This is a genomic window from Limnobacter litoralis (genome assembly GCF_030160455.1).
Lineage (GTDB): Bacteria > Pseudomonadota > Gammaproteobacteria > Burkholderiales > Burkholderiaceae_B > Limnobacter > Limnobacter litoralis.
Genome location: NZ_BSOJ01000015.1, coordinates 53,177 through 77,045, shown reverse-complemented (window position 1 = coordinate 77,045; position 23,869 = coordinate 53,177). Strand labels below are relative to the sequence as shown.

19 protein-coding genes are annotated in these 23,869 nt (G+C 53.6%); 9 read left to right on the top strand and 10 right to left on the bottom strand.

Annotated features, from left to right (window positions below; translation table 11 throughout):
• Positions 1–70 precede the first annotated feature (70 nt).
• From QQJ87_RS07405 to QQJ87_RS07390, 4 genes are all read left to right on the top strand, one after another.
• On the top strand, positions 71–943 hold the full coding sequence (locus tag QQJ87_RS07405) for a LysR substrate-binding domain-containing protein (protein ID WP_284280924.1): 873 nt from the start codon (positions 71–73) through the stop codon (positions 941–943).
• Positions 944–985: 42 nt separating this feature from the next.
• Positions 986–1,747 (top strand): YoaK family protein, encoded by a 762-nt coding sequence (locus QQJ87_RS07400; protein WP_284280923.1) that lies wholly within the window; start codon positions 986–988, stop codon positions 1,745–1,747.
• Positions 1,748–1,807: 60 nt separating this feature from the next.
• Complete coding sequence (gene serS, locus QQJ87_RS07395; protein WP_284280921.1) at positions 1,808–3,097, top strand: serine--tRNA ligase; 1,290 nt, start codon at positions 1,808–1,810, stop codon at positions 3,095–3,097.
• Positions 3,098–3,180: 83 nt separating this feature from the next.
• Positions 3,181–4,356: an MFS transporter gene (locus QQJ87_RS07390; protein WP_284280918.1), complete on the top strand. Its 1,176-nt coding sequence runs from the start codon at positions 3,181–3,183 to the stop codon at positions 4,354–4,356.
• Here the strand turns inward: QQJ87_RS07390 and QQJ87_RS07385 are convergent.
• The 3 genes from QQJ87_RS07385 to QQJ87_RS07375 all read right to left on the bottom strand — a co-directional run bounded on the left by QQJ87_RS07385 (position 4,337) and on the right by QQJ87_RS07375 (position 6,833).
• Positions 4,337–5,656 carry an MFS transporter gene (locus tag QQJ87_RS07385; RefSeq protein ID WP_284280917.1) on the bottom strand — a complete coding sequence of 440 codons (1,320 nt, stop codon included), beginning with the start codon at positions 5,654–5,656 and terminating at the stop codon, positions 4,337–4,339. The two genes, QQJ87_RS07390 and QQJ87_RS07385, sit on opposite strands and share 20 nt — an antisense overlap.
• 30 nt (positions 5,657–5,686) lie before the next feature.
• A complete protein-coding gene (locus QQJ87_RS07380; RefSeq protein ID WP_284280915.1) occupies positions 5,687–6,253 on the bottom strand; it encodes a hypothetical protein in 567 nt (188 codons plus the stop codon).
• Positions 6,254–6,440: 187 nt separating this feature from the next.
• Positions 6,441–6,833, bottom strand: coding sequence for a GIY-YIG nuclease family protein (locus tag QQJ87_RS07375; RefSeq protein WP_284280914.1), 393 nt, complete (start codon positions 6,831–6,833; stop codon positions 6,441–6,443).
• A gap of 228 nt (positions 6,834–7,061) precedes the next feature.
• Between QQJ87_RS07375 and QQJ87_RS07370 the strand changes: the two genes are divergently transcribed.
• On the top strand, positions 7,062–7,787 hold the full coding sequence (locus tag QQJ87_RS07370) for an NYN domain-containing protein (protein ID WP_284280912.1): 726 nt from the start codon (positions 7,062–7,064) through the stop codon (positions 7,785–7,787).
• A 19-nt stretch (positions 7,788–7,806) separates the two neighbouring features.
• Here the strand turns inward: QQJ87_RS07370 and QQJ87_RS07365 are convergent, their stop codons facing one another.
• Positions 7,807–9,492 (bottom strand): AMP-dependent synthetase/ligase, encoded by a 1,686-nt coding sequence (locus QQJ87_RS07365; protein ID WP_284280910.1) that lies wholly within the window; start codon positions 9,490–9,492, stop codon positions 7,807–7,809.
• Between the two features lie 218 nt (positions 9,493–9,710).
• Between QQJ87_RS07365 and QQJ87_RS07360 the strand changes: the two genes are divergently transcribed.
• Positions 9,711–11,324 (top strand): type IV pilus assembly protein FimV, encoded by a 1,614-nt coding sequence (locus QQJ87_RS07360; RefSeq protein ID WP_284280908.1) that lies wholly within the window; start codon positions 9,711–9,713, stop codon positions 11,322–11,324.
• 19 nt (positions 11,325–11,343) lie between these two features.
• Here the strand turns inward: QQJ87_RS07360 and QQJ87_RS07355 are convergent, their stop codons facing one another.
• From QQJ87_RS07355 to queF, 6 genes are read right to left on the bottom strand one after another with little or no spacing between them, the layout of a single operon-like run.
• Positions 11,344–13,242, bottom strand: a complete 1,899-nt coding sequence (locus QQJ87_RS07355; RefSeq protein WP_284280907.1) for an ABC-F family ATP-binding cassette domain-containing protein — start codon at positions 13,240–13,242, stop codon at positions 11,344–11,346.
• A gap of 13 nt (positions 13,243–13,255) precedes the next feature.
• Positions 13,256–14,164, bottom strand: a complete 909-nt coding sequence (gene prmB / locus QQJ87_RS07350; RefSeq protein ID WP_284280906.1) for a 50S ribosomal protein L3 N(5)-glutamine methyltransferase — start codon at positions 14,162–14,164, stop codon at positions 13,256–13,258.
• A 5-nt stretch (positions 14,165–14,169) separates the two neighbouring features.
• Positions 14,170–14,517, bottom strand: coding sequence for a Spx/MgsR family RNA polymerase-binding regulatory protein (locus QQJ87_RS07345; RefSeq protein WP_284280905.1), 348 nt, complete (start codon positions 14,515–14,517; stop codon positions 14,170–14,172).
• A gap of 27 nt (positions 14,518–14,544) precedes the next feature.
• Entirely contained in the window at positions 14,545–15,375 is an 831-nt protein-coding gene (dapD, locus tag QQJ87_RS07340) for a 2,3,4,5-tetrahydropyridine-2,6-dicarboxylate N-succinyltransferase (protein WP_284280904.1), read from the bottom strand.
• Between the two features lie 45 nt (positions 15,376–15,420).
• Positions 15,421–16,611 carry a succinyldiaminopimelate transaminase gene (dapC, locus tag QQJ87_RS07335; RefSeq protein ID WP_284280902.1) on the bottom strand — a complete coding sequence of 397 codons (1,191 nt, stop codon included), beginning with the start codon at positions 16,609–16,611 and terminating at the stop codon, positions 15,421–15,423.
• Positions 16,612–16,619: 8 nt separating this feature from the next.
• Positions 16,620–17,039, bottom strand: a complete 420-nt coding sequence (gene queF, locus QQJ87_RS07330) for a preQ(1) synthase (RefSeq protein WP_284280901.1) — start codon at positions 17,037–17,039, stop codon at positions 16,620–16,622.
• A 189-nt stretch (positions 17,040–17,228) separates the two neighbouring features.
• Here queF and smc point away from each other — a divergent pair, with 189 nt between their 5' ends.
• Genes smc through ligA form a run of 3 tightly spaced genes read left to right on the top strand, consistent with a single transcriptional unit; the run spans position 17,229 to position 23,862 of the window.
• Positions 17,229–20,753: a chromosome segregation protein SMC gene (smc, locus tag QQJ87_RS07325; RefSeq protein ID WP_284280900.1), complete on the top strand. Its 3,525-nt coding sequence runs from the start codon at positions 17,229–17,231 to the stop codon at positions 20,751–20,753.
• Entirely contained in the window at positions 20,750–21,778 is a 1,029-nt protein-coding gene (locus QQJ87_RS07320) for a hypothetical protein (RefSeq protein WP_284280898.1), read from the top strand. The genes smc and QQJ87_RS07320 overlap by 4 nt, the downstream gene beginning before the upstream one ends.
• A gap of 8 nt (positions 21,779–21,786) precedes the next feature.
• Positions 21,787–23,862: an NAD-dependent DNA ligase LigA gene (gene ligA, locus QQJ87_RS07315; RefSeq protein WP_284280895.1), complete on the top strand. Its 2,076-nt coding sequence runs from the start codon at positions 21,787–21,789 to the stop codon at positions 23,860–23,862.
• Positions 23,863–23,869 lie beyond the last annotated feature (7 nt).

The following is a 23,869-nucleotide window of genomic DNA, read 5'->3' as shown; positions in this document are numbered from 1 at the left end:
TGTATTGTCTGGATTTCATTTGAATTCCCCTAGATAATGGTTGGCATATAAACATAACTCCAGGTTATTAATGAATTTGCATCTACTCAAAATTTTCGTGCAAGCTGCGCAAACCCAGAGTTTTACGAAGGCTGCAGACGCGCTTGAAATCACTCAGCCAGCCGTTTCCAAAGGCGTGCGCGAGCTGGAAAGTCAATTGGACACAGTCTTGTTTGATCGACGAGCCAAGCAAGTCAAGCTCACTGAGGCGGGCGAATTGCTGTTTCAATACGGGCAAAGCCTGCTGGCCATTGAGAAGGAGGCCGAAGAGGCCCTGTATTCATTCAACGACCTCAAGAGGGGCAGCCTGACCATCGGGGCAAGTACCACCGTGGCCAGTTACTGGCTGCCGCCCCTGATTAGCGCGTTTCGTTCAAAGTATCCAGGCATTGACATTCGCTTAAGTGGCGCCAACACCGAGCAAATTTCGCGACGGCTATTGGCCTGTGAAATCGATGTCGCTGTGGTGGAAGGTGAGGTGAAGGATCCCCGGCTTGAATCACGCCCATGGCGCGAAGAAGAAATGGTGGCCATCGGCGCGCCGCAGGTTGTTGCCCAGTCCTGGGAAGATGAAATTCAAAGCTGGACCTGGGTGCTACGTGAAATGGGGTCCGGTAGCCGTGCGGTGTCTGAACGGCTTCTGTCCAATATGGGGATCCGCACGCCTCAGTTCATTGAGGTAAACAGCAATGAGGCCATTGTCCAGATGGTGGCCAACGGCGTCGGGCTTGGCATCGTGCCGCGCATCTGCGCGCGTGATCAGATTGCCCTGGGTCGGGTCCAGCGAATTTCCTTGCCGATTGGCCAGATGAAGAGAACTTTGTACCGCCTTCGATTACCGCTTCGGCCAGTCAGCGCCGCCGCTCTGGCGTTTGAAGGGATGTTGGGTACACAAACCGCATAAGCAGCCTTTACAATACAAGCTTGACCGCCAATTACAACGACGATGCCCGCCAACTTTTCACGCACGCTGATTGGTGCCCACCGCACCGACAAAGGCAATCGCATGCTGGGGCTGGTGCTGGCGTTTGTGGCTGGGGCCAGCAATGCGGGTGGGTTTCTCGCCGTGCATCAATACACGTCGCACATGACCGGTATTTTGTCTTCCATGGCAGACAATCTGGTGTTGGGTGCCTACGGGCTGTGTCTGGCGGGCTTCAGCGCCATCGCCTGTTTTGTGTTGGGTGCTGCAACCACTGCTTTTCTGGTCAATTATGCAAGGCGGCATGCCTTAAGCAGTGAATACGCGCTGTCGCTGCTTCTTGAAGCAGCCTTGTTGCTTGGCTTTGGCATTGTGGGCGCGTTTCTCACCGAGGCGCGTGGTCTGTTTGTGTCTTTTACGGTCATGCTTCTCGCCTACATCATGGGCTTGCAAAACGCCCTGATTACCAAAATTTCAAATGCCCAGATCCGCACCACTCATGTCACGGGCATCATGACCGACATCGGTATCGAATTGGGCAAATTGTTTTACTGGAACATTGACACAACCGCCGAGAAGCCCCGGGTGCTGGCTGACCGCTCAAAATTGGCCCTGCTGGGTGGGCTTGCACTGTTGTTTTTTCTGGGCGGTGTAGCCGGTGCGTACGGATTCAAGCAATTCGGGTACGTATCCACCGTGCCTTTGGCTCTTGTCTTGACTGCATTTGCAAGTGCACCCGCTTTTGATGATTTATTGCGTGTTTTCCGGCAAAAATTCCTGTCCTGACCTCACGATTCGTTACCATTCCACCTACTTGAACATTCACTGTTTTTCGAGAATTCCAACATGTTAGACATCCAGCTACTGAGAAAAGACCTTGCCACTGTGGCCGACAAACTGAAGCGCAGGGGGTTCGATCTCGACGTTGCGCGTTTCACTGCGCTTGAAGCAGAGAGAAAGCAACTGCAAAGTCTGACCGAAGAGCTGCAAGCGAAACGCAACTCCGCATCCAAACAAATTGGCCAATTGAAGGCCAAGGGCGAGGACACTTCCGCTGTAATGGCCCAAGTTGCGGGCCTCGGGGACGAGCTCAAAGCCAGTGCCGACCGTCTGACTCAATTGCAAGCCGAACTGGATGCCTTTCTGCTTCAAATCCCAAACCTTCCCGCTGACAGCGTACCTGTTGGTGCTTCCGAAGAAGACAACGTTGAACTGCGACGTTGGGGCACCCCGCGTCAGTTCGACTTCGACATCAAGGACCACACCGAAATTGGTGCAGCCCTGGGGCTGGATTTCGAGAGTGCCGCTGTGCTCTCTGGCTCAAGGTTTGCTGTTCTAAGGGGGCAAATGGCCCGCTTGCATCGCGCATTGGCCCAATTCATGCTAGACACGCACACGCAACAGCACGGGTACGTCGAGCACTACACGCCTTACATCGTGCACGCGGCTACGCTGCAGGGCACCGGGCAATTGCCCAAGTTTGCAGACGATCTTTTTTCAGTCCGAAAGGGCGGAGAAGCGCCTGACGCGGCCCCGATGTATCTCATTCCCACTGCGGAAGTCACATTGACCAACCTGGTCAATGACACCATTCTCAAACCCGAAGAATTGCCCGTCAAAATGACCGCGCACTCGCCGTGTTTCCGCTCAGAGGCTGGCGCGCATGGCAAAGACACCAAGGGTCTGATTCGACAGCACCAGTTCGACAAGGTTGAGATGGTTCGGATTGAACACCCTGATCGCTCGTACGATGCGCTGGAAGAAATGACAGGGCATGCGGAGGCTATCCTTCAAAAACTGGGTTTGCCATACCGTGTGCTTGTACTGTGTACCGGTGACATGGGCTTTGGTGCAACACGCACCCATGACATCGAGGTGTGGCTGCCCGCACAGAACACCTACCGTGAGATCTCTTCCTGCTCCAATTGCGAATCTTTCCAGGCACGTCGCATGAAAGCGCGCTTCAAAAATGAGCAGGGCAAGACTGAATTGGTGCATACACTCAATGGTTCTGGACTGGCCGTAGGGCGCACCTTGGTGGCTGTTCTGGAGAACTATCAGCAGGCTGATGGCACAGTGGTAGTGCCTGAGGTACTTCGCCCGTACATGGGCGGTTTGTCTGTGTTGTCCACATGAATACTGAACAACCGTGGGTAAAAGCTGTGGATAACTTGTCTAAGTGTTTGACAACACCTCAATAAAGGTACCCTGATCAAATAATGAGCAAAACGTCTCCTATACCGCGCAGTATCTGGGCCCTAGGGTTCGTCAGCCTGCTCATGGACATCTCCTCGGAAATGGTGCACAGCCTGTTACCACTCTTTCTGACGGGCGTGTTGGGTGCCAGTGCCGTCTGGGTTGGTCTGATTGAAGGTGTGGGCGAGGCCACTGCCATGCTGGTCAAGGTTTTCTCCGGCCCGCTCAGTGATTACCTGGGCAAGAGAAAGCCTTTGGCGGTATTTGGATACACGCTTGGGGCTTTGAGCAAGCCATTGTTTGCCTTGGCCCCCACCGTTGGGTGGGTCATGGGTGCCCGAGTCACCGATCGAATCGGCAAAGGCATACGTGGTGCGCCCAGAGACGCGCTGATTGCAGACCTCACTGACCACACCAACCGGGGTGCGGCCTATGGCCTCAGGCAGTCTCTGGACACGATTGGCGCCCTGTTGGGGCCTTTGTTGGCTGTATGGCTCATGGTCTTGCTGCACGATGAATATCGCAAGGTGTTCTGGATGGCCGCTGTGCCAGGATTGTTGGCCGCCTCACTTCTAATATTGGCCGTGCGCGAACCCGCCGCTGAGGTGAAGAGTTCAGCCCAAGCGCGTGTCAATCCGCTCCAGTTTGATGCCCTCAGGTCTTTCCCCAAGGCTTTCTGGTGGGTCGTCGGCATTGGTGGGGTATTTTCACTGTGTCGGTTCAGCGAGGCCTTTTTGGTCCTTCGTGCACAGCAGACAGGTCTTGAACTGGCTTACGCACCCATGGTGATTGTGGTGATGAGTCTGGTGTACTCCGTCTCGGCTTTCCCTTTGGGAAAACTGTCCGACAAAATGGATGCTCGCTGGCTGTTGATGATTGGCGTGGTCGTCCTGGTGTGTGCTGATCTCACGTTGGGCGCGTTTCACAGCGTTTACTCCGTGATGGCTGGCGTTGCGCTTTGGGGCTTGCACATGGGATTTACGCAAGGGGTGCTGTCGGCACTGGTTGCACGAAACTCGCCCAAACACCTGCGTGGTACGGCGTTTGGGCTGTTCAATCTGATTTCAGGTCTAACAATATTGGGGGCCAGCCTGCTGGCCGGGGTGCTGTGGGAAGATTTTGGGTCCGCTTACACTTTTTACACCGGCGCTGGCCTGGGCATTCTGGTTTTGATACTGATTACTTTTGCGCGTGTTTAAGCCTGTATGCCATGGTGGCTGCACCGGCTGACAACAGGGCATAAAGGCCCAAAAGCGTGCTTACATTGCCACCCGCCAGTCCACTGAACGCGCTGCCCAAGATCAGGATCAAGACGCCGATAACCGTGTTACTGACTGCCACATTACTGGCCCGGTTTTCAGCGTGACTGATGTCCATTAAATGTGTTTTGCGTCCTACTCGAACTCCGGCCAAAGCCACTGAAGCCATAAAGAACCAGGCTGTCATCAGACCAAGCATCGAGGATGCGGCTGGCCTGTAGGTCATCAAGAACAAACCCAAGGCAATCAAGGTGGCGTTCATTGTCGCAGCCAGTGCCATGATGCGATGACTGGCCCAGTCTGAGAGACGTCCCCAGAAATAGCCAGACATTGCATTGGCGGCACCAGAAGCCAGCATCAAATAGCCCAAAGAACTGGACTGTCCGATTTGTTGCTGAGCCAGTGCAACCAGCGCGGGCAAGGTCAAGCTCACACTCAGCAACAAAGTTCGGGTACACACAAAAGCGGTAAACTCCCTGTCAGAGAACGCTCGACTCAGCGTCTGCATGGCAATCAATGCGCCGTTTTTTCCACCCGTAGTGGCTCCGGCTTGTTCACTGATTTGAAGCTGGACGGCGGCGCTGATCAGCCAGCAGACCCCAGCGGCTGACAGAAGGATGGCCAGCAAGGTTTCGCTGGATTTCAAATCTCCGAATTGACCCAAGCCCAGTGCCACCAGCAAAGTCAATGCCCCCGATATGCTGGTGGCTGTTCCGGTGAGGGTGCCACGACGGCCTTTTGCAATGGTTTTGCCTGTCACATCCTTTGCGGCAACAGAGCATATTCCCCGTGCTAGGCTGAAGGCGAGCAGTCCAGCCATCACAGAAGCTTGTGCCACTGTGCGATCAATGCCCAATAAAAGCGTGGCCGCACAAGCAAACAGCGACAAGGCGGTCAAAAAACTGCCTGCTGCCCAAATCCATTTTCTGCGACTCAGCAATCTGATTTTTGCGGCCACAAGCAATTGGGGTATCAAAACACCCGATTCGCGCATGGGCACACACAGCGAGATTAAAAACAGGGGAGCGCCAAGCAGCCCCAATACCCATGGAAAAACAAGTTTGGCGCTGGCCAACTCATCTCCCAGCTTGGTAAAAAGGTTACCAAGCAGGATCAGAATAAAATTTCGGGGTTGACTGTTGCAGGACTCTTCAGGAATGTCATCACAGGCTCGGGCATCTTCTTCCCCTGTGATGAATTCGTAAATCTGAACTAATTGATTGTTGGGTTCATCGTGCATGAACCCGATGTTAACCGATGTGCGCCTGCCTTAAACGCCAACAGTTGCCTTGATGGCAGCGATAAACTTTTCGCTTTGTTCGATCTGGTTGATAGTGGCCTCCACGCCGTGCCGAGCGCCTGCCAGGCGAAGGAAGCGTTCCATCCGACGCACTTCCAGTTTGTTCCAGCGGACTACAAAAGACATGATGCGGTCACCTTCAACCCAGACTTTGCTCGGGTTCAGGAACGCAAAATCTCCCAATGCTGTGTTGGGCAGGCCTGGTTGGCCATGCATGTCAATGCCATTGAAGCGAACCAGCAGGGGTGCGCCAAGGCGCAACCAGTCACGATGGTCGATTGAGTCACAAAAGACCGAGCAGGTCGACCAGGTCAGGCCGCTGTAACGCACCATGAAGGCCAGTCGGGACTCCTCAAAGCTGTCAGAGACGTCAGACCCCACTGCAGCAAGGTCTTCCGGGCGCACCTTGAGGGCCAACAATTCCTGTTCGAGGCTTTTGAAGGCCAGACTTTGCCTGATTTGCTCAGGAATGGGTTTGACCTGCAGCCAGTGGAACAGGCAGTAGGCTCGTGTCAGACGCTCAGCAATCGAACTCATCGTTTACTCCAAAATGAAAGATGCTTACTGGTTTTACTCACTTGAATCGCAAACAGATTCAACTTGAAGCTTGAGTTTTACGCAGGGCAGGGTTTCCATTTGAGTTTGAACTTTCTGCAATTAGTTTCAGAAGTAAGACAAGTTCACGCCAAAATAATTCAATATTTCAATTGAAGACCAACACCATTCAAGCTGCTTTTTCGGTTGGACGAGCGTCCGCAGAGACAGGCGTTTTGGCATGGTCTACCAAAAATTGGGGGTAAAGATCCTCCCAATCCGGATTCAGGGATTCAATCAACAGAAGACGCATGTCACGCGGCCAATTCCTCACACGGCGAAGGCGGGCAGTGAATTTGTCCAAGTCGTGCCAGACTTCAAAGTAAACAAGCCTGTCAAGCCTGTGATAGTGCGCATAATCACGCCGTTCGCCGGCCTGGTGCTCTTCCATTCTGGTTTTGAGGCAGTTGCAATCACCCAAATACAGCGGACCATTGATGCGAGTGTTGGACAGAATGTAGAGCCAGTATTCATTGTGTTTTGCTGAGTTGACGGCGTTATTCGGTGTGAAGCTTCTGGTCAATTCAACCTCCGATAAAACAAACGATAAACATTGTTAAGGACAGAATACGCAATTTACTGGTCAATTGTATAGGGTTTACCTATACCCCTGTCGAATCCCATCCCTCGGCATAGGTAGACGCCCTGATAGGCCCGGCACACGCAATTGGGTAATCTCTTCAGTAACTGACTGTTCTGATACACTTTGTTGAATTTCTTATCTTTTTATCTATTTTATTGAAGGGTTGTTATGCTTACTGCCATCATGGTGGACGGTCCATTTTTCATCCGTCGCATCCGTCAAATTTTCCCGGCTTCGGTTCATTATGATGCAAAGCTCATGGCGGACCTGGTTTGGCGTCTTTCGGCAGCACACCTGTTCGAGCGCAATCAACCCAAACGCCACCTCTTCAGGATTTTTTTCTACGACACACCGGTTTTTCAGCACAAGGTGGTTCTTCCAATCTCGAAGCAGTCCATTGATCTGTCCAAATCCCGTGAGGGTGTATTTCGCGCGGCGTTTCAAAAGCAGCTGCAAAAAAAGAGGAAGCTGGCTGTCAAACTGGGAGAACCCAGAGACATTGAGAACTGGAAATTGACCGAAGACGCCCTCGCTGACCTGTTGGGCAAGCGAATTACCGTGAATGATCTGGCCGACGAGGACTTCACGCCTGACATCGCGCCACGTGGGCTTGAATTGCGCATGGGCGTGGATTTGGCCACTTTGGCCTACAAAAAGCACGTACAGCAGGTGGTTTTATTAACAGGCGACGGTGCTTTTTCCAGTGCAGCCGAACTTTTGCGCCATGAAGGTATTGACGTCGTTCTGGACCCGATGTGGCAAAACATCCCAGAGGAGTTGTTTACTTACATCGACGGACTAAGGTCAACCTGCCCACCTGCAGAGCGAGCGGCAGACTTTTTGGCGAGAATCAACAGCGACGGCACCGATTCTGAAGAACTGCAGGGCACTTAGGCCCTGCCTGAAACCCGGTTCAGTCGGAACTCATGCCCTCTGCGTACAGGTCGTTGATTCTCTCTTTGAATGCCTCTACGACACGCTGACGCTTGACCTTCAGGGTTGGTGTCAGCAAGCCATTGTCAACCGTCCATGGTTCTTTGGTGGTGATGATTCGTCGCACCCGGATGTATCTGGGCAGGTCCTGAAGCTTGGCGTTGGCGCGCTTGATCAGTTCTTTTTCATTGGAATTGGCGGTGACGGCAATCATACTGATGAACGGACGGCCTTCACCGACCAGCACAATTTGCTCAAATACATCGTCACCAATAATGGCCATCTCCGCGTCCTGAGGTGAGAACTTCTCGCCGTTCGACAACACCATGATGTCTTTGATTCGACCCCGAATGTAAATACGGCTGTCCTTGATTTCAGCCACGTCGCCGGTGTGCAGCCAGCCCTGTGCATCGATTGCGTCGCGTGTGGCTTCTTCGTTTTGCCAGTAGCCCATCATGACGTTGGGCCCACGGGCCAGCAACTCATCGTGATCGCCGAGTTTGACTTCCACGTCCGGCAAGGCGGGTCCAACTGATTCAGGCACGTTGCCTTTGGGGCGGTTCACTGAAATCACTGGGCAGGCCTCGGTCATGCCGTAACCGTGCAAAATAGGCAAACCCATGGCGATAAAGGCCTTGGCGATGGTGCTGTCAAGTGCGGCACCGCCCACCACAGCCAATCTAAGCTTGCCACCCAAGCGTTCTAGAATGGGCTGGGCCACTTTGGCACGCAACAGGGGCAGCTGGAAATGATCCAGAATTCCACCTTTGCCTTGCTCCATTCGCCAGCCTACATCAACCAGTTTTTCAAAGGCTTTCCGCTTGAATCGGGAGTCTTTGACGGAGGCCTGAATACGCCCATAAAACTTCTCGAAAATTCGCGGAACCGCAAAAATGACGGTGGGGGCCTGGGTTGCCAGGTCATCGGGCAATTGATTGATACCACGCGCAAAAACGACTTTTGCACCCACTCGCAGGGGCAGGTAATAGCCACCCGTGCGTTCGAACATGTGGGACATCGGCAGGAAGGACAGGAATGTGTCCTCAGGTTTGGCGATGTCGAGTTGAAAACAGCTGTTGACGTTGCCCAGCATGTTGTCATGAGAGAGCATGACCCCTTTGGGACGCCCCGAGGTGCCAGAGGTGTAACAAATGGTCGCCAGTGTTTTGTTGGGCAAATCAAGTACTTCAAAGGGAGCCGTGTCGGATCGCACCCCTTTGAGCACGAGCAATGCATTTTCGACCCCATCACGGCCGCCCTCAGCCACCTCCGACTTCACTGACAGAATACGGACGTCTTTCAAACCCTGACCCAACAGGTTTTTACCGATTCGGTCGTTTTCAACCACCACCAGGCGTGCCCCCGAGTTTTCAATGCAATAGGCAATGTTTGAGGCGTTGTCGTCCACATAGAGTGGTACGCACACCAAACTCATACCCAAGGCGGCCTGATCGACTGCAACCCAGTGAATGCTGTTTTTAAGGCATATTGCGACACGGTCGCCCTCAAGCATGCCCATGGCTCTGAAGACGCTTTGCCACTGTTGCGCCAGCTCCAGCATTTCATGGGCCTTGAAGTCGACCCACTCGTTGTCCATGAATTGACGGAACAGCACCCGATTGGGCGTGGCTTCGTGTTGTTTCAACAGCTCGGCGACGTTCGCCATGAGAGGTCTCCTGTTTTTATTGTCTTACTGCGCGTAGTTTACCCAAGAGTAATATCCGCTGCATGGCATTGTGACAACTTTGCAGGCATCGGGTTGGGGCAAACGCTCCAATTTCCCCCGGATGCGGTAATTACAAAGTGCCAAGCCATCTTCAGGATACCTCAGGGCTGCATTGGTTTTGTATGCTCAAGCCATGGATTTTCTCGGATTGTGGTCACATGATTAACAAATGGCGCTTCTCACCAGGGCTTCTGTTCCTGTTCGATTTTCTGATGTGCCTTGGTCTTGTGGCATTCAGCAACCCTGCATTCGCGATTCCAGCATTTGGTGCAATCAAGGGAACCACATTGCTCGGCAGCCCGCTAGAGGTCACGACGACGTTGAGCGGCTTGACTGAGGATCAATTGACGCAGTTCAAGCCCGGGTGTGTAGAAGCCAAGTTGATGCCAACAGGACACTCGGACCTTACTCAGGTCAGCAGGACGCAGTCTTTGGTGGTTGAATTTCTGATGACGCAGCGCGGTGGTGGCACATTGCAACTGCGCTCGCTTTATCCCGTCAACGACCCTGTCATGCAGATTTCATTCAACAGCTACTGCCCCACAGTGCTTTTTTCGCACACATGGACTTTGTTGATCAACCCGCAGAGGGATGAAAGAACTGTAGCCACAGCGGGATCTTCGGGGTCTGATTCGCCAGACAGGCGTGTGCGATTTGAGTTGCAGAATTCAGCACTGTTGAGGGCTTCCCGCGTTCATCCGCCTGCGTTAAAAGGAAGCAAAGAAACCGAAATCGCCAGTCCGTCAAAGCTCGACATGTCTGTGCCGGATCCAGCTCTTCAATTTGACAATTTTGATTCTGCGCCGCCCATTCAAGCGGTATCCTCGGAGCCGCATCCGGCCAGCACCACTGAGAAAGTGAATAATTTGCCAGATTCGATTCGGGACAGTCACCTGATTGAAAGTTCCGCGAGGTTGCCTGCTCCTCAAAACCAGCCTCCTCAATTGAACCAGAACCTTGAACAGAAAGCGGAAGAGTCCTTTCCATGGACGTGGATCACACTGTTGATTGCTTCGGCAATGACGCTGATGTTTGCCGGCGTGATGTGGCTGCGCAAGCGCGAACGCAAAGGCGTAAGCTCCTTGGAAGGCTCTGCAGGGCTTGACGCCTATCAAGTGTCCGATGAAACTAGATCATCGGGTCTGGAACTCGCATTTGACGATGAATTTGATTCACTTGAAGAGCCCATCGATCAATCCTCAAGTCATCTTTTTCAGTCTTTTATTGGAGTTCCTGCCGAGAATCAGGCCGTCGAGTTTGATTTTACCGATGAAAGACCCAGATATGACGGAATGTTGGACTCCAATGATCCCTCTGAGCTCGCTATTTCGGTGGTGACTCGTGATGAACACAATCCTTGGGTGCTGCCGTCAGGCTACGAGCCTCTCGTCAAGCAACGAAATGCATCCATCGACAAGCGAAGACAGACTGATTCCACCCTGTTGAGGGCCAGCCTCGCCCTGGTTGAGTATTGTTACCAAAGTGTCATTCAAATGGTCGAGATTCAGTCCAGTGGCGTCAAGCGGATATTGGGGCAATTGCAAGTTGGGGATGACGCCCTTACCGCTGGAGAAGAGGGCGCCGTGCCAGACATGCTGAACAGCTTTGTGAATGAAAAAATGTGCCGACTGGATTCTGCAGAGCAGCGAGAACACATGATTGCCCAATTGCGTGCTTTGGCAGATCACTGTGATGACTACCCGATCTGTTTTCACTCCTCCGCGTGGAGTGAGTTTTTATTTCAGGTCGGTCAGGAAGCCATGGTCAGTTGAAGTGTTGGTACGGATTGGCCTATTGCAAACCCAGCTGTGCCTCCAGATCTTCAATTTCCAGCATCAATTCAAGCAGCTGTTCTTCAAGGTCGGCGAGTTCATCGGCAATGCGCTGTCGGTTTTGGGTCACTTCAATGGCCTTTTGTTGGCCTGACTGCGATGAATAGTCCAATGTCAGGCTGGCTTCATCGGCCTTCGCAAGCTGCTCGGTCAAGTTGGGCAGCTTCGTCTCCAGTTTCCTAAGCTGGCTCTTGGCCTTTTTCAGCTGATTGTGGTCGGCCTGCCTTTGTTGTTGCCTGTCGCGGTTTGAACTGGTGTTGGCACCCTGGTTTTGGTTCGTTGCAGTGTTGTCTTGCTTGAGTACCTGTGCGTAATCGTTCAAATCGCCATCAAACGGCATTACAGCGCCATTGGCCACTCTCCAATACGTATCGACTGTGCTTTCAAGCAGGTGCCTGTCGTGTGAAACCACGACCAAAGCACCTTCAAATTCAAGCAACCCATTGGCCAAAGCCTGCCGCGTTGCAATGTCCAGGTGGTTGGTGGGTTCGTCCAGCAGAAGCAGATTGGGTTTGGTGTAGGCCAGCAGTGCCAGCGCGAGACGTGATTTTTCGCCGCCGGAGAAACCCTCTACAGTCTGATTGACCTTGTCGTCAGTGAACTGGAAGCGGGCCAGAAAACCACGCAGCTGTTGCTCGGTCGCCTTGGGGTCAAGGCGAAGCATGTGCTGCAGTGGTGTGCTGCTCATGTCCAGGCTTTCAATCTGGTCTTGGGCGAAGTAGCCGCACACCAAACCTTTGCCTTCCACTCGTTCGCCCTGTAGCAAATTCAATTGGCCCACAAGGGTGCGAATCAGGGTCGTTTTGCCATTGCCGTTGGCACCCAGCAGGCCGATGCGGTCGCCGGGTCTGATTTCCAGACCCACACCACTTAAAATCGGTTTGTCAATCTGGTAGCCGCAATCAGTGCGGTTAAGCACCACGAGCGGGTCGGGGCTTTTGTGCGGGTCAAGAAACTCAAGATGGACATGCTGATCCATCGACACGGTTTCAATCAACTTGATTTTTTCAATACGCTTGACGCGGCTTTGGGCTTGTTTGGCTTTGGTGGCTTTCGCTTTGAAACGGTCCACGAAACGCTGCAGCTTTTGTATTTCTTCAGCCGACTTTCGGTTTTGTTGGGCGACCTGTTCAGCCCGCTCCGCAAACGCAAGCTCAAACGCGGAGTAGCCGCCCGTGTATTTGCTTAGCTTTTCATGGTGCAAGTGCAGGGTGTGCGTGCACACTTCGTCCAGAAAATCACGGTCGTGCGAAACCACAATCACGGTGCTGTCGACGTTCTTGATCCATTGCTCAAGCCAAAGCACTGCGTCGATGTCGAGGTGGTTGGTGGGTTCATCCAGCAAAATGAGGTCTGCCCGAGAACCCAGCACCTTGGCCAGGTTCATGCGCATTTTCCAGCCACCTGAAAACTCGCCCACCTTGCGTTTCAGGTCGCCGGTTTTGAATCCAAGGCCCGCCAGAATACTGGCCACTCTGGACTCGGCGGCATAGCCGTCCAGGTTCTCCATCTGTTCATACAGGGCGGCCAGAGCGTCCGAGTTTCCTGTTGCCTGGGCCTTGTCCAAGGCCTCGCGAACGGCCAGCAAAGGGCGGTCACCCTGCATGGCAAATTCGATCACACTGAGGTGCACATCCTGTACTTCTTGATCAATCCACGCCAGGTTCCAGTTTTTCGGTATATCGATTGAGCCTTGGTCAAGGCTGATTTCGCCCAAAAGCGCCGACAACAACGAAGACTTACCTGCGCCATTCAGACCCACAAGCCCAACTTTTTCCTTGGGGAAAAGAGTGGCCTGGGCGTCGCGCAAAATGGTTTTGCTGCCCCTGGCCAGGGTGACTTGGTTGAATTGAATCATTGAGAAAGCAGACTCAGAAGTCCGTTTGATGCATCAGGAACACCTGCTCGTCGCCTGCGGATGTTTCAAGCCAGGTTGGAGAGAGGTCGGGGAACGCTTGATCGAAGTAGGGCTTTTCATTGCCAAGTTCGAGAATCAGCAGCCCCTCCTCACTGAGAAAAGCGGGCGCTTGGGCCATGATTCGTTCAATCAGGCGCATACCATCGTCACCACCGGCCAGCGCCATGCGCGGTTCATGCAAGTACTCGGGTGGCAGGGCCTTCATTGAGCTTTCGTTCACGTAGGGCGGGTTCGTGATGATGATGTCGTATTGCTTGCCCGCCAGTGCGTCGAACAGATCTGACTCAATGGCGTTCACACGGTCGCCCATGTTGTGTAACGCAATGTTTTCGCGTGCCACCTCGAGTGCTGCCGGGGAAAGGTCAACTGCGTCCACACTGGCGTGTGGAAATACCATGGCCGCCAAAATGGCCAGGCAGCCCGACCCGGTGCACAAATCCAGAATTCGAAAAGGCTGATCGGGGTCGTTGATCCAGGGGGTGATCTGATCGGCCAGAATTTCAGCAATAAAAGACCTGGGAATAATGACCCTCGGATCGACTTTGAATGCATGCCCCTGCAGCCAGGCTTGCCCGGTGATGTAACTGGCTGGCTTTCTGTCTTCAGTTCTTTGAGTCAGGTAGCTGTACAATTGCTCACGCTCGGCCCGCAGTACGCGCGCATCCAGATAAGGCGACACGTCCTCGATCGGCAGATTCAAGGCACTCTGGACCAGGTAGATCGCTTCGTCCAGCACATGGCTGGAACCGTGACCCAGAAACACCTTGTAACGGTTCATTTCAGACACAAAAAAGCGCACCCAGTCCCTGACTGTTAGCAGTTCTTCAAGCGTTTGATCCTTGCGGGGCAGTCTGGCAGGCATGGTGTTTATTGTGCTCCGAATTCGGTTTGCCCGATGCTGAGTTCACCTTTGTATTCAACAACGGGGCGCTTGATAACCGTTGGGAACTCAAGCAGCAAGGCCTTTGCACCCTCTGGCGAGTCGGCCTTGGCTTTGTAGTGCTCGTCGAGATTGCGCCAGGTGGTCCCTTTGCGATTGATCACTTTGTCCACTCCAAAGGTGCTTAGCCATTCATCAATCAATTGTGGGTCAACGCCGTGTTTCTTGAAGTCATGAAACACCACGTCGACCTCTTGTGCTTTAAGCGAGGCAACCGCCTTTTTGACACTTCCACAATTTGGAATTCCGTACACCTTCGCAATCATTGCGTGCATTTCCCCTTTGTTGATTTGTTGGGTGACTTACTCTGCGTTACGCAGCAATTCATTGATGCCGGTTTTGGCGCGGGTTTTGGCGTCAACGCGCTTTACAATGACCGCGCAGTACAGGCTGTACTTGCCGCAGGCGCTGGGCAAAGAACCGCTGACCACGACTGAACCGGCTGGAATGCGACCGTAGCTGACTTCGCCAGTTTCGCGGTTGTAGATTTTGGTGCTTTGGCCGATGTAAACACCCATTGAAATTACAGAGTTCTCTTCGACAATGACGCCTTCAACGATTTCAGAGCGGGCACCGATAAAGCAGTTGTCTTCAATGATGGTCGGGTTGGCCTGCAGGGGCTCCAGCACGCCGCCGATGCCTACACCGCCGGACAGGTGCACATTTTTGCCGATTTGAGCACATGAACCGACTGTGGCCCAGGTGTCTACCATGGTGCCTTCATCCACATAGGCACCAATGTTGACATAAGAGGGCATCAGCACGACGTTTTTACCGATGAAGCTGCCACGACGCGCGACTGCGGGTGGTACAATACGGAAGCCGCCCGCCTTGAAATCAGCCTCGGAATAATCGGCAAATTTGGTGGGCACTTTGTCGTAAAACTGGGTGAATCCACCTGCTGCCATGGGTTTGTTGTCTTCCAGACGGAAAGACAGCAGAACGGCCTTCTTGATCCACTGGTGGGTGACCCAGTCTCCATTTTCCTTGGAGCTGACACGAAGTTCGCCAGTGTTCAGTTGCTCAAGCACGGCGCAAACTGCCTCGCGCACCGCCTCAGGGGCTTTTGCGGGGCTGATCTCGGCACGGTCTTCCCAAGCCTGGTTAATGATGGATTCGTATTGATTGGTCATGGTGTTGTTCCTGAGTGATGTGTATTTGTAAATTGTCTGTGTTGTTCAATGGCCTGCACTTAGCAGGGCTTTGATTCGATGAGCCGCCTCATTGCAATCCTCAACCGAGGCGACCAGGGCCAGTCTTACATGTCCTTCGCCTGGGTTGTGTCCATTGCACTCACGGCCCAAATAGCTGCCCGGTAGCACTGTCACGTTTTGTTGCTGGTACAGGTCGAGTGCAAATTGGGTGTCACTGCCTGGTACCTTGGCCCAGAAATAAAAGCCCGCTTCAGGCATGGTCAATGGCAGCGTGTCTTTCAGAATGGATTGAAAAGCCTGAAATTTTTGACGGTAGAGTTCACGGTTTTGCTGCACATGCACTTCGTCAGACCAAGCAGCAACGCTGGCATGCTGCACGGTAACAGACATGGCTGAGCCGTGATAGGTGCGGTACAACAGGAACTTGCTGATCAGGTCTGCGTCGCCCGCCACATAACCCGACCGCAGGCCAGGTGCGTTGGATCGCTTGGACAGACTGCTGAACACCACCAAGTTGTTGTAATCAGATCGCCCCAGTCGGCTTGCAGCCTCAAGCCCGCCAACGGGCGGATCTGATTCATCAAAATATATTTCGGAGTAGCATTCATCCGATGCAATCACGAAGTCGTGTTTGTCAGCCAGATCAAACAGGGTTTGCCAATTGTCCAGTGACATGACAGCGCCGGTTGGATTGTTTGGACTGCACACGTACAGCAGCGCCACCTGGTCGAGCACTTCATCAGACAGGGCAGAGAAGTCGGCCAAACCCGTGTCTGCGTCGATATTCACAAACACCGGCTCTGCGCCACCCAGAAAGGCGGCGCCTTCGTAAATTTGATAAAACGGATTCGGAAAAGCAACCCGAGTGCCTTTTTCACATTCGCCAAGGACCGTTTGCGCAAATGAAAAAAGGGCTTCGCGCGAACCAAGAATGGGTACAACCTGCGTTTCAGGGTCGATGTGCGCGTCGAACCGGCGATTGATCCACTGACTGATGGTCTGCCGAAGCACTGGAAGACCCTTGGTACCTGGATAGACCGCCAATCCGTCGATGTGGCTACACAATGCGTTGCGGATCACCTCGGGCGTGGGGTGTTTCGGCTCGCCGATGGACAGGCTGATTGGGCGCAACGCCGGGTTGGGCGTTACACCAGCAAACAGTTTGGCCAGACGCTCGAAGGGATAGGCTTGCAGTTTGTCCAGGTTCGGATTCAATTGAAACCTCAGCCGCGGGTGGGGTTCATGGTGGAAATCTGGTCGAGTTCAACGCGGGGCAGGGGCTGCCAGCCAGCCTGGCGATGTTCAGCCACCACTGTGGTGTAAACCCCGCCGCGCACATACCATTTGGCGGTCAGTTTCATGTACCGTGGATCAGTGGCTGCCACCAGATCATCCAGAATCTTGTTGGTGACGGCCTCGTGAAATGCGCCTTCATCGCGATAGGACCACATGTAAAGCTTCAGGCTTTTCAATTCAACGTTGCGCAGGTGGGGCAGGTAATCGATCACCAGGGTTGCAAAATCGGGCTGACCGGTCAAAGGGCACAAACAGCTGAATTCAGGCACTTCGATGTGCACGTGATAGGGACGATCCACGTTAGGGTTTGGAAATGTTTCTAGTGATCTGTTTGGCTTGGTGCTCATAATGCGCTCATCTTGCGTACAAGGGGATGCCAAAACGGGTTTAAATCGGTGAAATGCAAATTGCGGACCGAAGAACGGTCCGCAAGGCAAGAACCCCCGGTGGCTTTGTTATTATAAGGTCACTGCGTTTTCAGTATCCCGTCTCTGGCGGAATTTGACAGTTCTATTGGTCTATAAACCTTATCAATCGTGCGCTTAACACACATCCGCCTCGCTGGCTTCAAGTCATTTGTTGAACCGACGTCATTCGCCGTGCCCAGCAACCTGGTGGGTGTGGTTGGTCCAAATGGATGTGGTAAATCAAACATCATTGATGCCGTTCGTTGGGTCCTGGGAGAATCCAAGGCGTCCGAATTGCGCGGCGAGTCCATGCAGGACGTCATTTTTAACGGGTCAACCAATCGGAAACCCGCCTCCAGAGCCAGTGTTGAACTGGTATTTGACAATTCTGAGGGACGTGCTGGCGGCAGCTGGAATCAATATTCCGAATTGTCGGTCAAGCGTGTTTTGACACGCGACGGTGCGTCTACTTATTACATCAACCAGCAAGCAGTCCGCCGGCGTGATGTGCAAGACATTTTCCTGGGAACAGGGCTAGGGCCTCGTGCCTACGCCATTATTGGTCAGGGCATGATTGCCCGTTTGATCGAGGCACGCCCGGAAGAACTTCGAATTTTCCTCGAAGAGGCGGCAGGCGTTTCCAAGTACAAGGAAAGGCGTCGCGAGACTGGAAACCGTCTGGCGGACACTCGGGACAACCTGACGCGGGTGGAAGACATCCGGCGCGAATTGACGGGGCAAATTGAGCGCCTGGAACAACAGGCCGTCGTGGCGCGTCAATACAAAGAATATGAGGCTGAAAAGTCGTCCAAGCAGCAAATGCTGTGGTTTACACGCTTGATCGACGCGCAAGACCAGAAAAACGCCTGTTCGGCCCGTCTTGAGCGCGCGCGAGCCGATCTGGAACAGATTCAGTCGAAATCCGTGCACACGCAGACTGAGCTTTTGCTGATGCGGGAAAAGCAGATGGATGCCCAGCAACAGCTGGATGCCGATCAGTCTGTGTGGATCGAAGCCAACCGCAATGTCAGCAAGCTGGAGGCCGATCTTCGTGTGATGGCTGAGTCCCGATCGCGCCTGTCGGCCAGAGTGCGAGAGCTCGAAGGTGAATTGGCGCTTTGGTCGGAACGTGAAAGTGCGGCCGTTCAAAATCTTGAGGCAGCTCGCGAAGAGACGGAATCTCATGCCTTTTTGCTGGAAGAGGCTGTGGTGGCGCTGGAGGATGCAGAGGCGGCACTGGAACCTGTGGAGGCTGGGCTGTCGACCGCCAGGCAGAACATCGAAGCGAAGCGTGCGAAAGTCATCGAGATTCAGCGCGATTTGAGCCTTGCGTCTTCACAGCAGGAATCCGCCTCCAGAAGCCTGTCCAATCTTCAAATCAAACTGGAAAGATTGACCCAGGAGCGTGGGCAGGTCGCAGCCCCTTCTGACCATGAAATTCAGACGGCAGAGGCTGAACATCAGCGTTACAGTGCCGAATTGAACGATCTGCGACAGTCCCTGTCGACCCGCGAAGCTTCCGTGGCTGAGTTGCAGCATGAATTCGAAGAAAGCCAGCGTCTGTTTAACCAGGAGCGAGACCGGCATGCCAATGTGCAAGCGCAACTTCAGGCACTGACCGAGTTAAATGCTCAGCTCGCAGACTCCACCGAACTAAAGCCCTGGATAGAGCGCAATGGACTTGCCAGCACACCCCGAATATTGAACCGCCTGAAGGTGGAACGCGGGTGGGAAAAGGCGGTTGAATCGGCACTGCGTGAACACCTGGACAGCTTTGAAGCGGGCTCGCTGGAGTCTGTTGCCGGATTTGCCAGCGCGCCGCCGCCCAGCCGCATTGCCTTTGTTGAAACGCAGGGAAATGTGGCGAATCATCGTTCACCCGGGCCTGATGAGCTTGCCAGTGTGGTCAGTGCATCCGATGCGAACCTGAAGCGTGTTGTGGATCAGCTTTTGGCCGGGGTGTTGATGGCAGACAGTCTGCAAGCGGCGCTTCAGCGCCGAAAGTCCCTGCAGGCTGGCCAACGAATTTACACGCAGCAAGGCCATTGCGTGGTCAGTACCGGTCTTTCCTTTTACGCCGCCGAGGGTGAGCAGTCTGGCAGGCTCGAGCGAAACCAGCAAATTGACGCGCTTTCGACTGAATTGAAGGCATTGGAAATGCTTCGCAGCGAATCCATGGCCAAACGGGATCGCTTGCAAATGCGCCTGTCTGAGCAACGCGCTGAACTGAGCGCGGATCGCCAGAAACTGGATCGACTGGTTCGCCAGACCCATGAATCACAGATGATTTTACTCAAGCTGCAGGAAGCCCAAGGGCGCGCGAACAGTCGTCGTGAACAGATCGAACTGGACATTGCGGTGCTGAAGTCGGAACAGGAAGAACAGCAAGCCGTCTTGATGGAAAGCGAAGCTGTGTTTGCCGAGCTTGATGAAACGCTCGCGCAAGCCAGCGAAGAACTGGAATCGGCCAAAACCAATGCCATGCGGCTTGAGCAGCAGCTTCGTGACAAGCAGGCCATGATTCAGCAGGCGCAGCGCAAAAAACAGGATGTCGAGTTTGCCATTCGCAATCAGGAATCGCGTGTGCGCGAATTCGAGCGGGAAATTCGATATGCGCAAGAACAAGCTCATCAGCTTGAACTGCGCAAATCCCAGGCGCAAGTCGAATTGTCGGGGCTTTCTGAAGATGAGGGGCAATCCTTGCTACAGGATGCACTGCAAGCCCGGGTCATTGCCGAAGACCAGGTGGCTGCTTCACGAGAGCGATTGGAACAGATCATTTCTGAAGTCAGTCGCATGGAACTGCTGGAAAAAGAAGGTGAGAAGCTGGCCCAGCCCCTGCGTGATTCCATACAGGACTTGGCTCTCAAAGTGCAAGCTGCCGAGTTAACCATTGATCAATTTGATCAATTACTGACTGAGGTGCAGGCTGATCGACAAGCGCTGGCATCCGAACTTGCTGCAATGGACATTCCTCCAAAAGCATCCGTGCTTCAAGCCGATGTGACGAGACTTGGCAATGCCATGCAGGCACTCGGGGCCGTCAACCTGGCTGCGCTTGACGAATTGGGCGCCGCCAGCGATCGCAAGTCATTTTTGGATGCCCAAGCGCAAGACCTGCTTGAAGCCATGAACACCCTGGAAGATGCAATCCATAAAATTGATCTGGAAACACGAGACCTTTTGTCTGAAACCTTTAATTTGGTGAATTCACACTTCTCGCGCCTGTTCCCTCTGCTGTTTGGTGGGGGTGAAGCCCGTCTGGTTATGACGGGCGATGAAATTCTGGATGCCGGCGTTCAGGTGTTCGCGCAGCCTCCAGGCAAGAAAAACGGCACAATCCATCTGCTGTCAGGTGGTGAAAAGGCACTCACCGCCACGGCGCTGGTGTTTGCGATTTTTGAATTGAATCCGGCGCCTTTCTGTCTGCTGGATGAGGTGGACGCCCCGCTGGACGACGCCAATACAGAGAGATTTTCTAAGTTAGTCAAGCAAATGTCTGAACAAACTCAGTTTTTGTTCATTTCTCACAATAAAATAGCCATGGAAATGGCGGAACAGTTGATTGGCGTAACCATGCAGGAAAAAGGCGTTTCCCGCATAGTTGCAGTCGATCTGGCTTCCGCAGAAAAGATGGCGATGGAAACCGTATGAATGACCTGCAAATGACACTGTTGATCGTGGGCGGTGGCGGCATTGCCGCGATGATCGCTTACAACTGGTGGCAAGACTACAGACTTCGCAAACAAGCTTCCGAGCGATTCGGCAGCACCGATTCTGATCCTCTGCTGAGCGGATCTTCCAACCGTTTCGAACCTGGTTTTGCTGACCTTGGAAGCGATGAAGAGGCAACACAGACCACTGAAAGCGGCATGGAAAACGAGGTTCAGGCCAGCCCGGAAAAGCGGATCTTCTGCGAGTTTTTGGTCCGCTTTGATGCGCCACGCGATGCAAACACCTGGAAGCCATTGATGGACTCTTTGGAGCAGGTGAATCGAAAAAGGGTGGTGTATTCTGTCGCCAATTCATCCACCAGTGATGACGATGTGATCTGGTTCAAAGCGATGCCATTTTCTGGTGAGGCCAACCTGTTGAAGGTCAACGTACAGTTGGCCAATCGGAAAGGGCCACTGACCTCCATTGAATTCAGCGAGGTTTTGTCCCGTTTGCGTCATTTTGCAGACGAACACAATGCCGATCTCGAATTCCCTGAAATGAAAGAGGTGGTGGCCAAGGCGGAAACGCTCGACAAGGCTGCCGCTGCTCTGGATACCTTGCTCGGTCTGCATTGCCTATTGCCCGACACTGTTGAAGAATCCACTGCGATCGACATGTTGGCCAGTGCTGGCTGGGTTTCCAAGGGCCATCAATGGGTTCTGAATCGCGAGGATGGCTGCATTGCCAGCATGGTGATTCACAAGGCGCCTTCCAAACGCCTGCTAAGCTTCAGTATTGACGTTCCAAACTCGAAAGATCCCGTCCAGGCCTTGGGCGATATTGTGACCATTTGCCACAGCATGAACGAGCAATACATGGCCCCCCTGATGGACGACTCGGGCACTGTTCTGTCCACGGCCGCCATTCAAGGCATCTATGAACAGCTGATTGAACGCGTTCGCAACCTGGAAGACTCGGGTTTTAAACCTGGCTCTCTGGCTGCGCAAACCCTGTTTTCCTGATTCCAATCGTGGCCAACCTCAGCCTGTTTGACTCCGAAGAACCCCCGCAAGGCTCCGCCTCGGATGCGGCCAGGCAGATTGAAGCGCTGACCGCGCAGCTTCGGCATTGGGAGCACGCCTACTACGTGCTCGATGCGCCTTTGGTGCCTGATTCCGAATATGACCGGGTTTATCAGGCCTTGCTGGCTTTGGAGTCTGCGCATCCAGAGTTGGTGCGCCCGGACTCGCCCACTCAAAGGGTGGGTGGGGCACCGGTGTCCGCTTTTGAACAGGTGACACACCGTGTGCCCATGCTGTCATTGGGCAACGCTTTTGAAGACGACGATGTGCACGCGTTCGAGAGGCGGGTGCGGGACTTCGGCGACTTGCCGCCCACTCAGACGATTCAATACGCCGTTGATCCCAAATTCGATGGGCTTGCCATCTCGATTGTTTACGAACATGGGGTTTTTGTTCGCGCCATTACACGTGGCGATGGCACCACGGGTGAAGACGTCTCTTCCAATGTCAAAACGATCAAAAACCTTCCCCTGAAACTTCAAGGTAAGGAATTTCCGCCCATTCTTGAGGTTCGCGGCGAAATTTTAATGAACAAGGCCGATTTTGCCGCCATGAATGCGAGACAGGCGGATGCGGGTTTGAAGGTGTTTGCAAACCCGCGGAATGCGGCTGCGGGCACCATACGCCAATTGGATCCACGCGTGGCAGCAGCTAGACCCCTGCGCTTTTTCTGCTACGGGGCGGTCATCGACAGAGAGTTCTCGCAACGTTTGCAAACGCAGTCAGCCATGATGAACTGGCTGAAGGCGCTGGGGTTTCCAGTGTCGAATTTAAGCCAGACCGCGATTGGTGCCGAGGGGCTGTTGGCCTACTATCGCGACATCGGTCGACAAAGAGCCAGTTTACCGTTTGAAATTGATGGCGTGGTCTACAAAGTGGATTCATTCGCCCTTCAGGAAAATCTGGGGTTTGTCGCAAAGGCTCCCCGATTCGCCATCGCGCACAAGTTTCCACCCGACGAGGTTTTGACTACCCTGCAGAATATCGAAGTTCAGGTTGGCAGAACCGGTTCCATCACCCCAGTGGCCAAGCTCGAACCGGTGAAAGTTGGCGGTGTTGTGGTTTCTTCGGCAACCTTGCACAACCTCGATGAAATTCAGCGTAAAGACCTGCGGGTTGGTGACCGTGTAATTGTCCGCAGGGCAGGCGATGTTATCCCCGAAGTGTTGCCCTTTGATGGCAATGTACGTGGGGCCGACAGCATTGCGTTTGTCATGCCTGATCATTGTCCGGTGTGTGGCTCCGCAGTGGTCAAAGAAGAGGGTGAAGCAGTTCACCGTTGCACCGGCGGGCTCGTTTGCCGTTCGCAATTGACCCAATCCATCATCCACTTCGCACATCGAAAGGCTGTCGACGTGGATGGGCTGGGCGACAAGCTGATTGAGGTGCTTGTGGACAAAGGCTGGGTCAGAAGTCCGGCCGATCTCTACAGATTGACCTACGAGCAATTGATCTCGCTGGAACGCATGGGTGAGAAGTCTGTGCGCAATTTGCTGGATGCGCTCGAACAGTCCAAGTCCACAACGCTTGCTCGCCTGTATTTTGGTTTGGGTATTCGACATGTTGGCGAAGCCACGGCCCGTGATCTCGCTTCTGCCTTTCCAGTGCCGGCTCAATTGATGGACGCCACGGAAGAGGCCTTGATGGAAGTCAATGACGTAGGTCCAGTGGTGGCGCGCTCAATCGTTCAGTTTTTTCGCTCTGCAGACAATCGGAAGGTGGTCGAGGATCTTGTCAATCCAGAGGGAATCGGCATGCGCTGGCCCGTGGTGTCTCAAGAATCTGCGCTGGCCGCTGACCATGCATTTGCCGGAAAAACATTTGTGCTGACCGGAACGCTGTCAGCCTATTCGCGCGACGAGGCCGCGGCCATCATCCTTGAAAGAGGCGGGAAGGTCAGCGGTTCCGTGTCTAAAAAAACGGATTTTGTATTGGCGGGTGAATCCGCAGGCAGCAAACTTCAAAAAGCCGGGCAACTGGGTGTGACCATTCTCAGTGAGTCACAATTCCAGAGCATGATTTGATCGGACA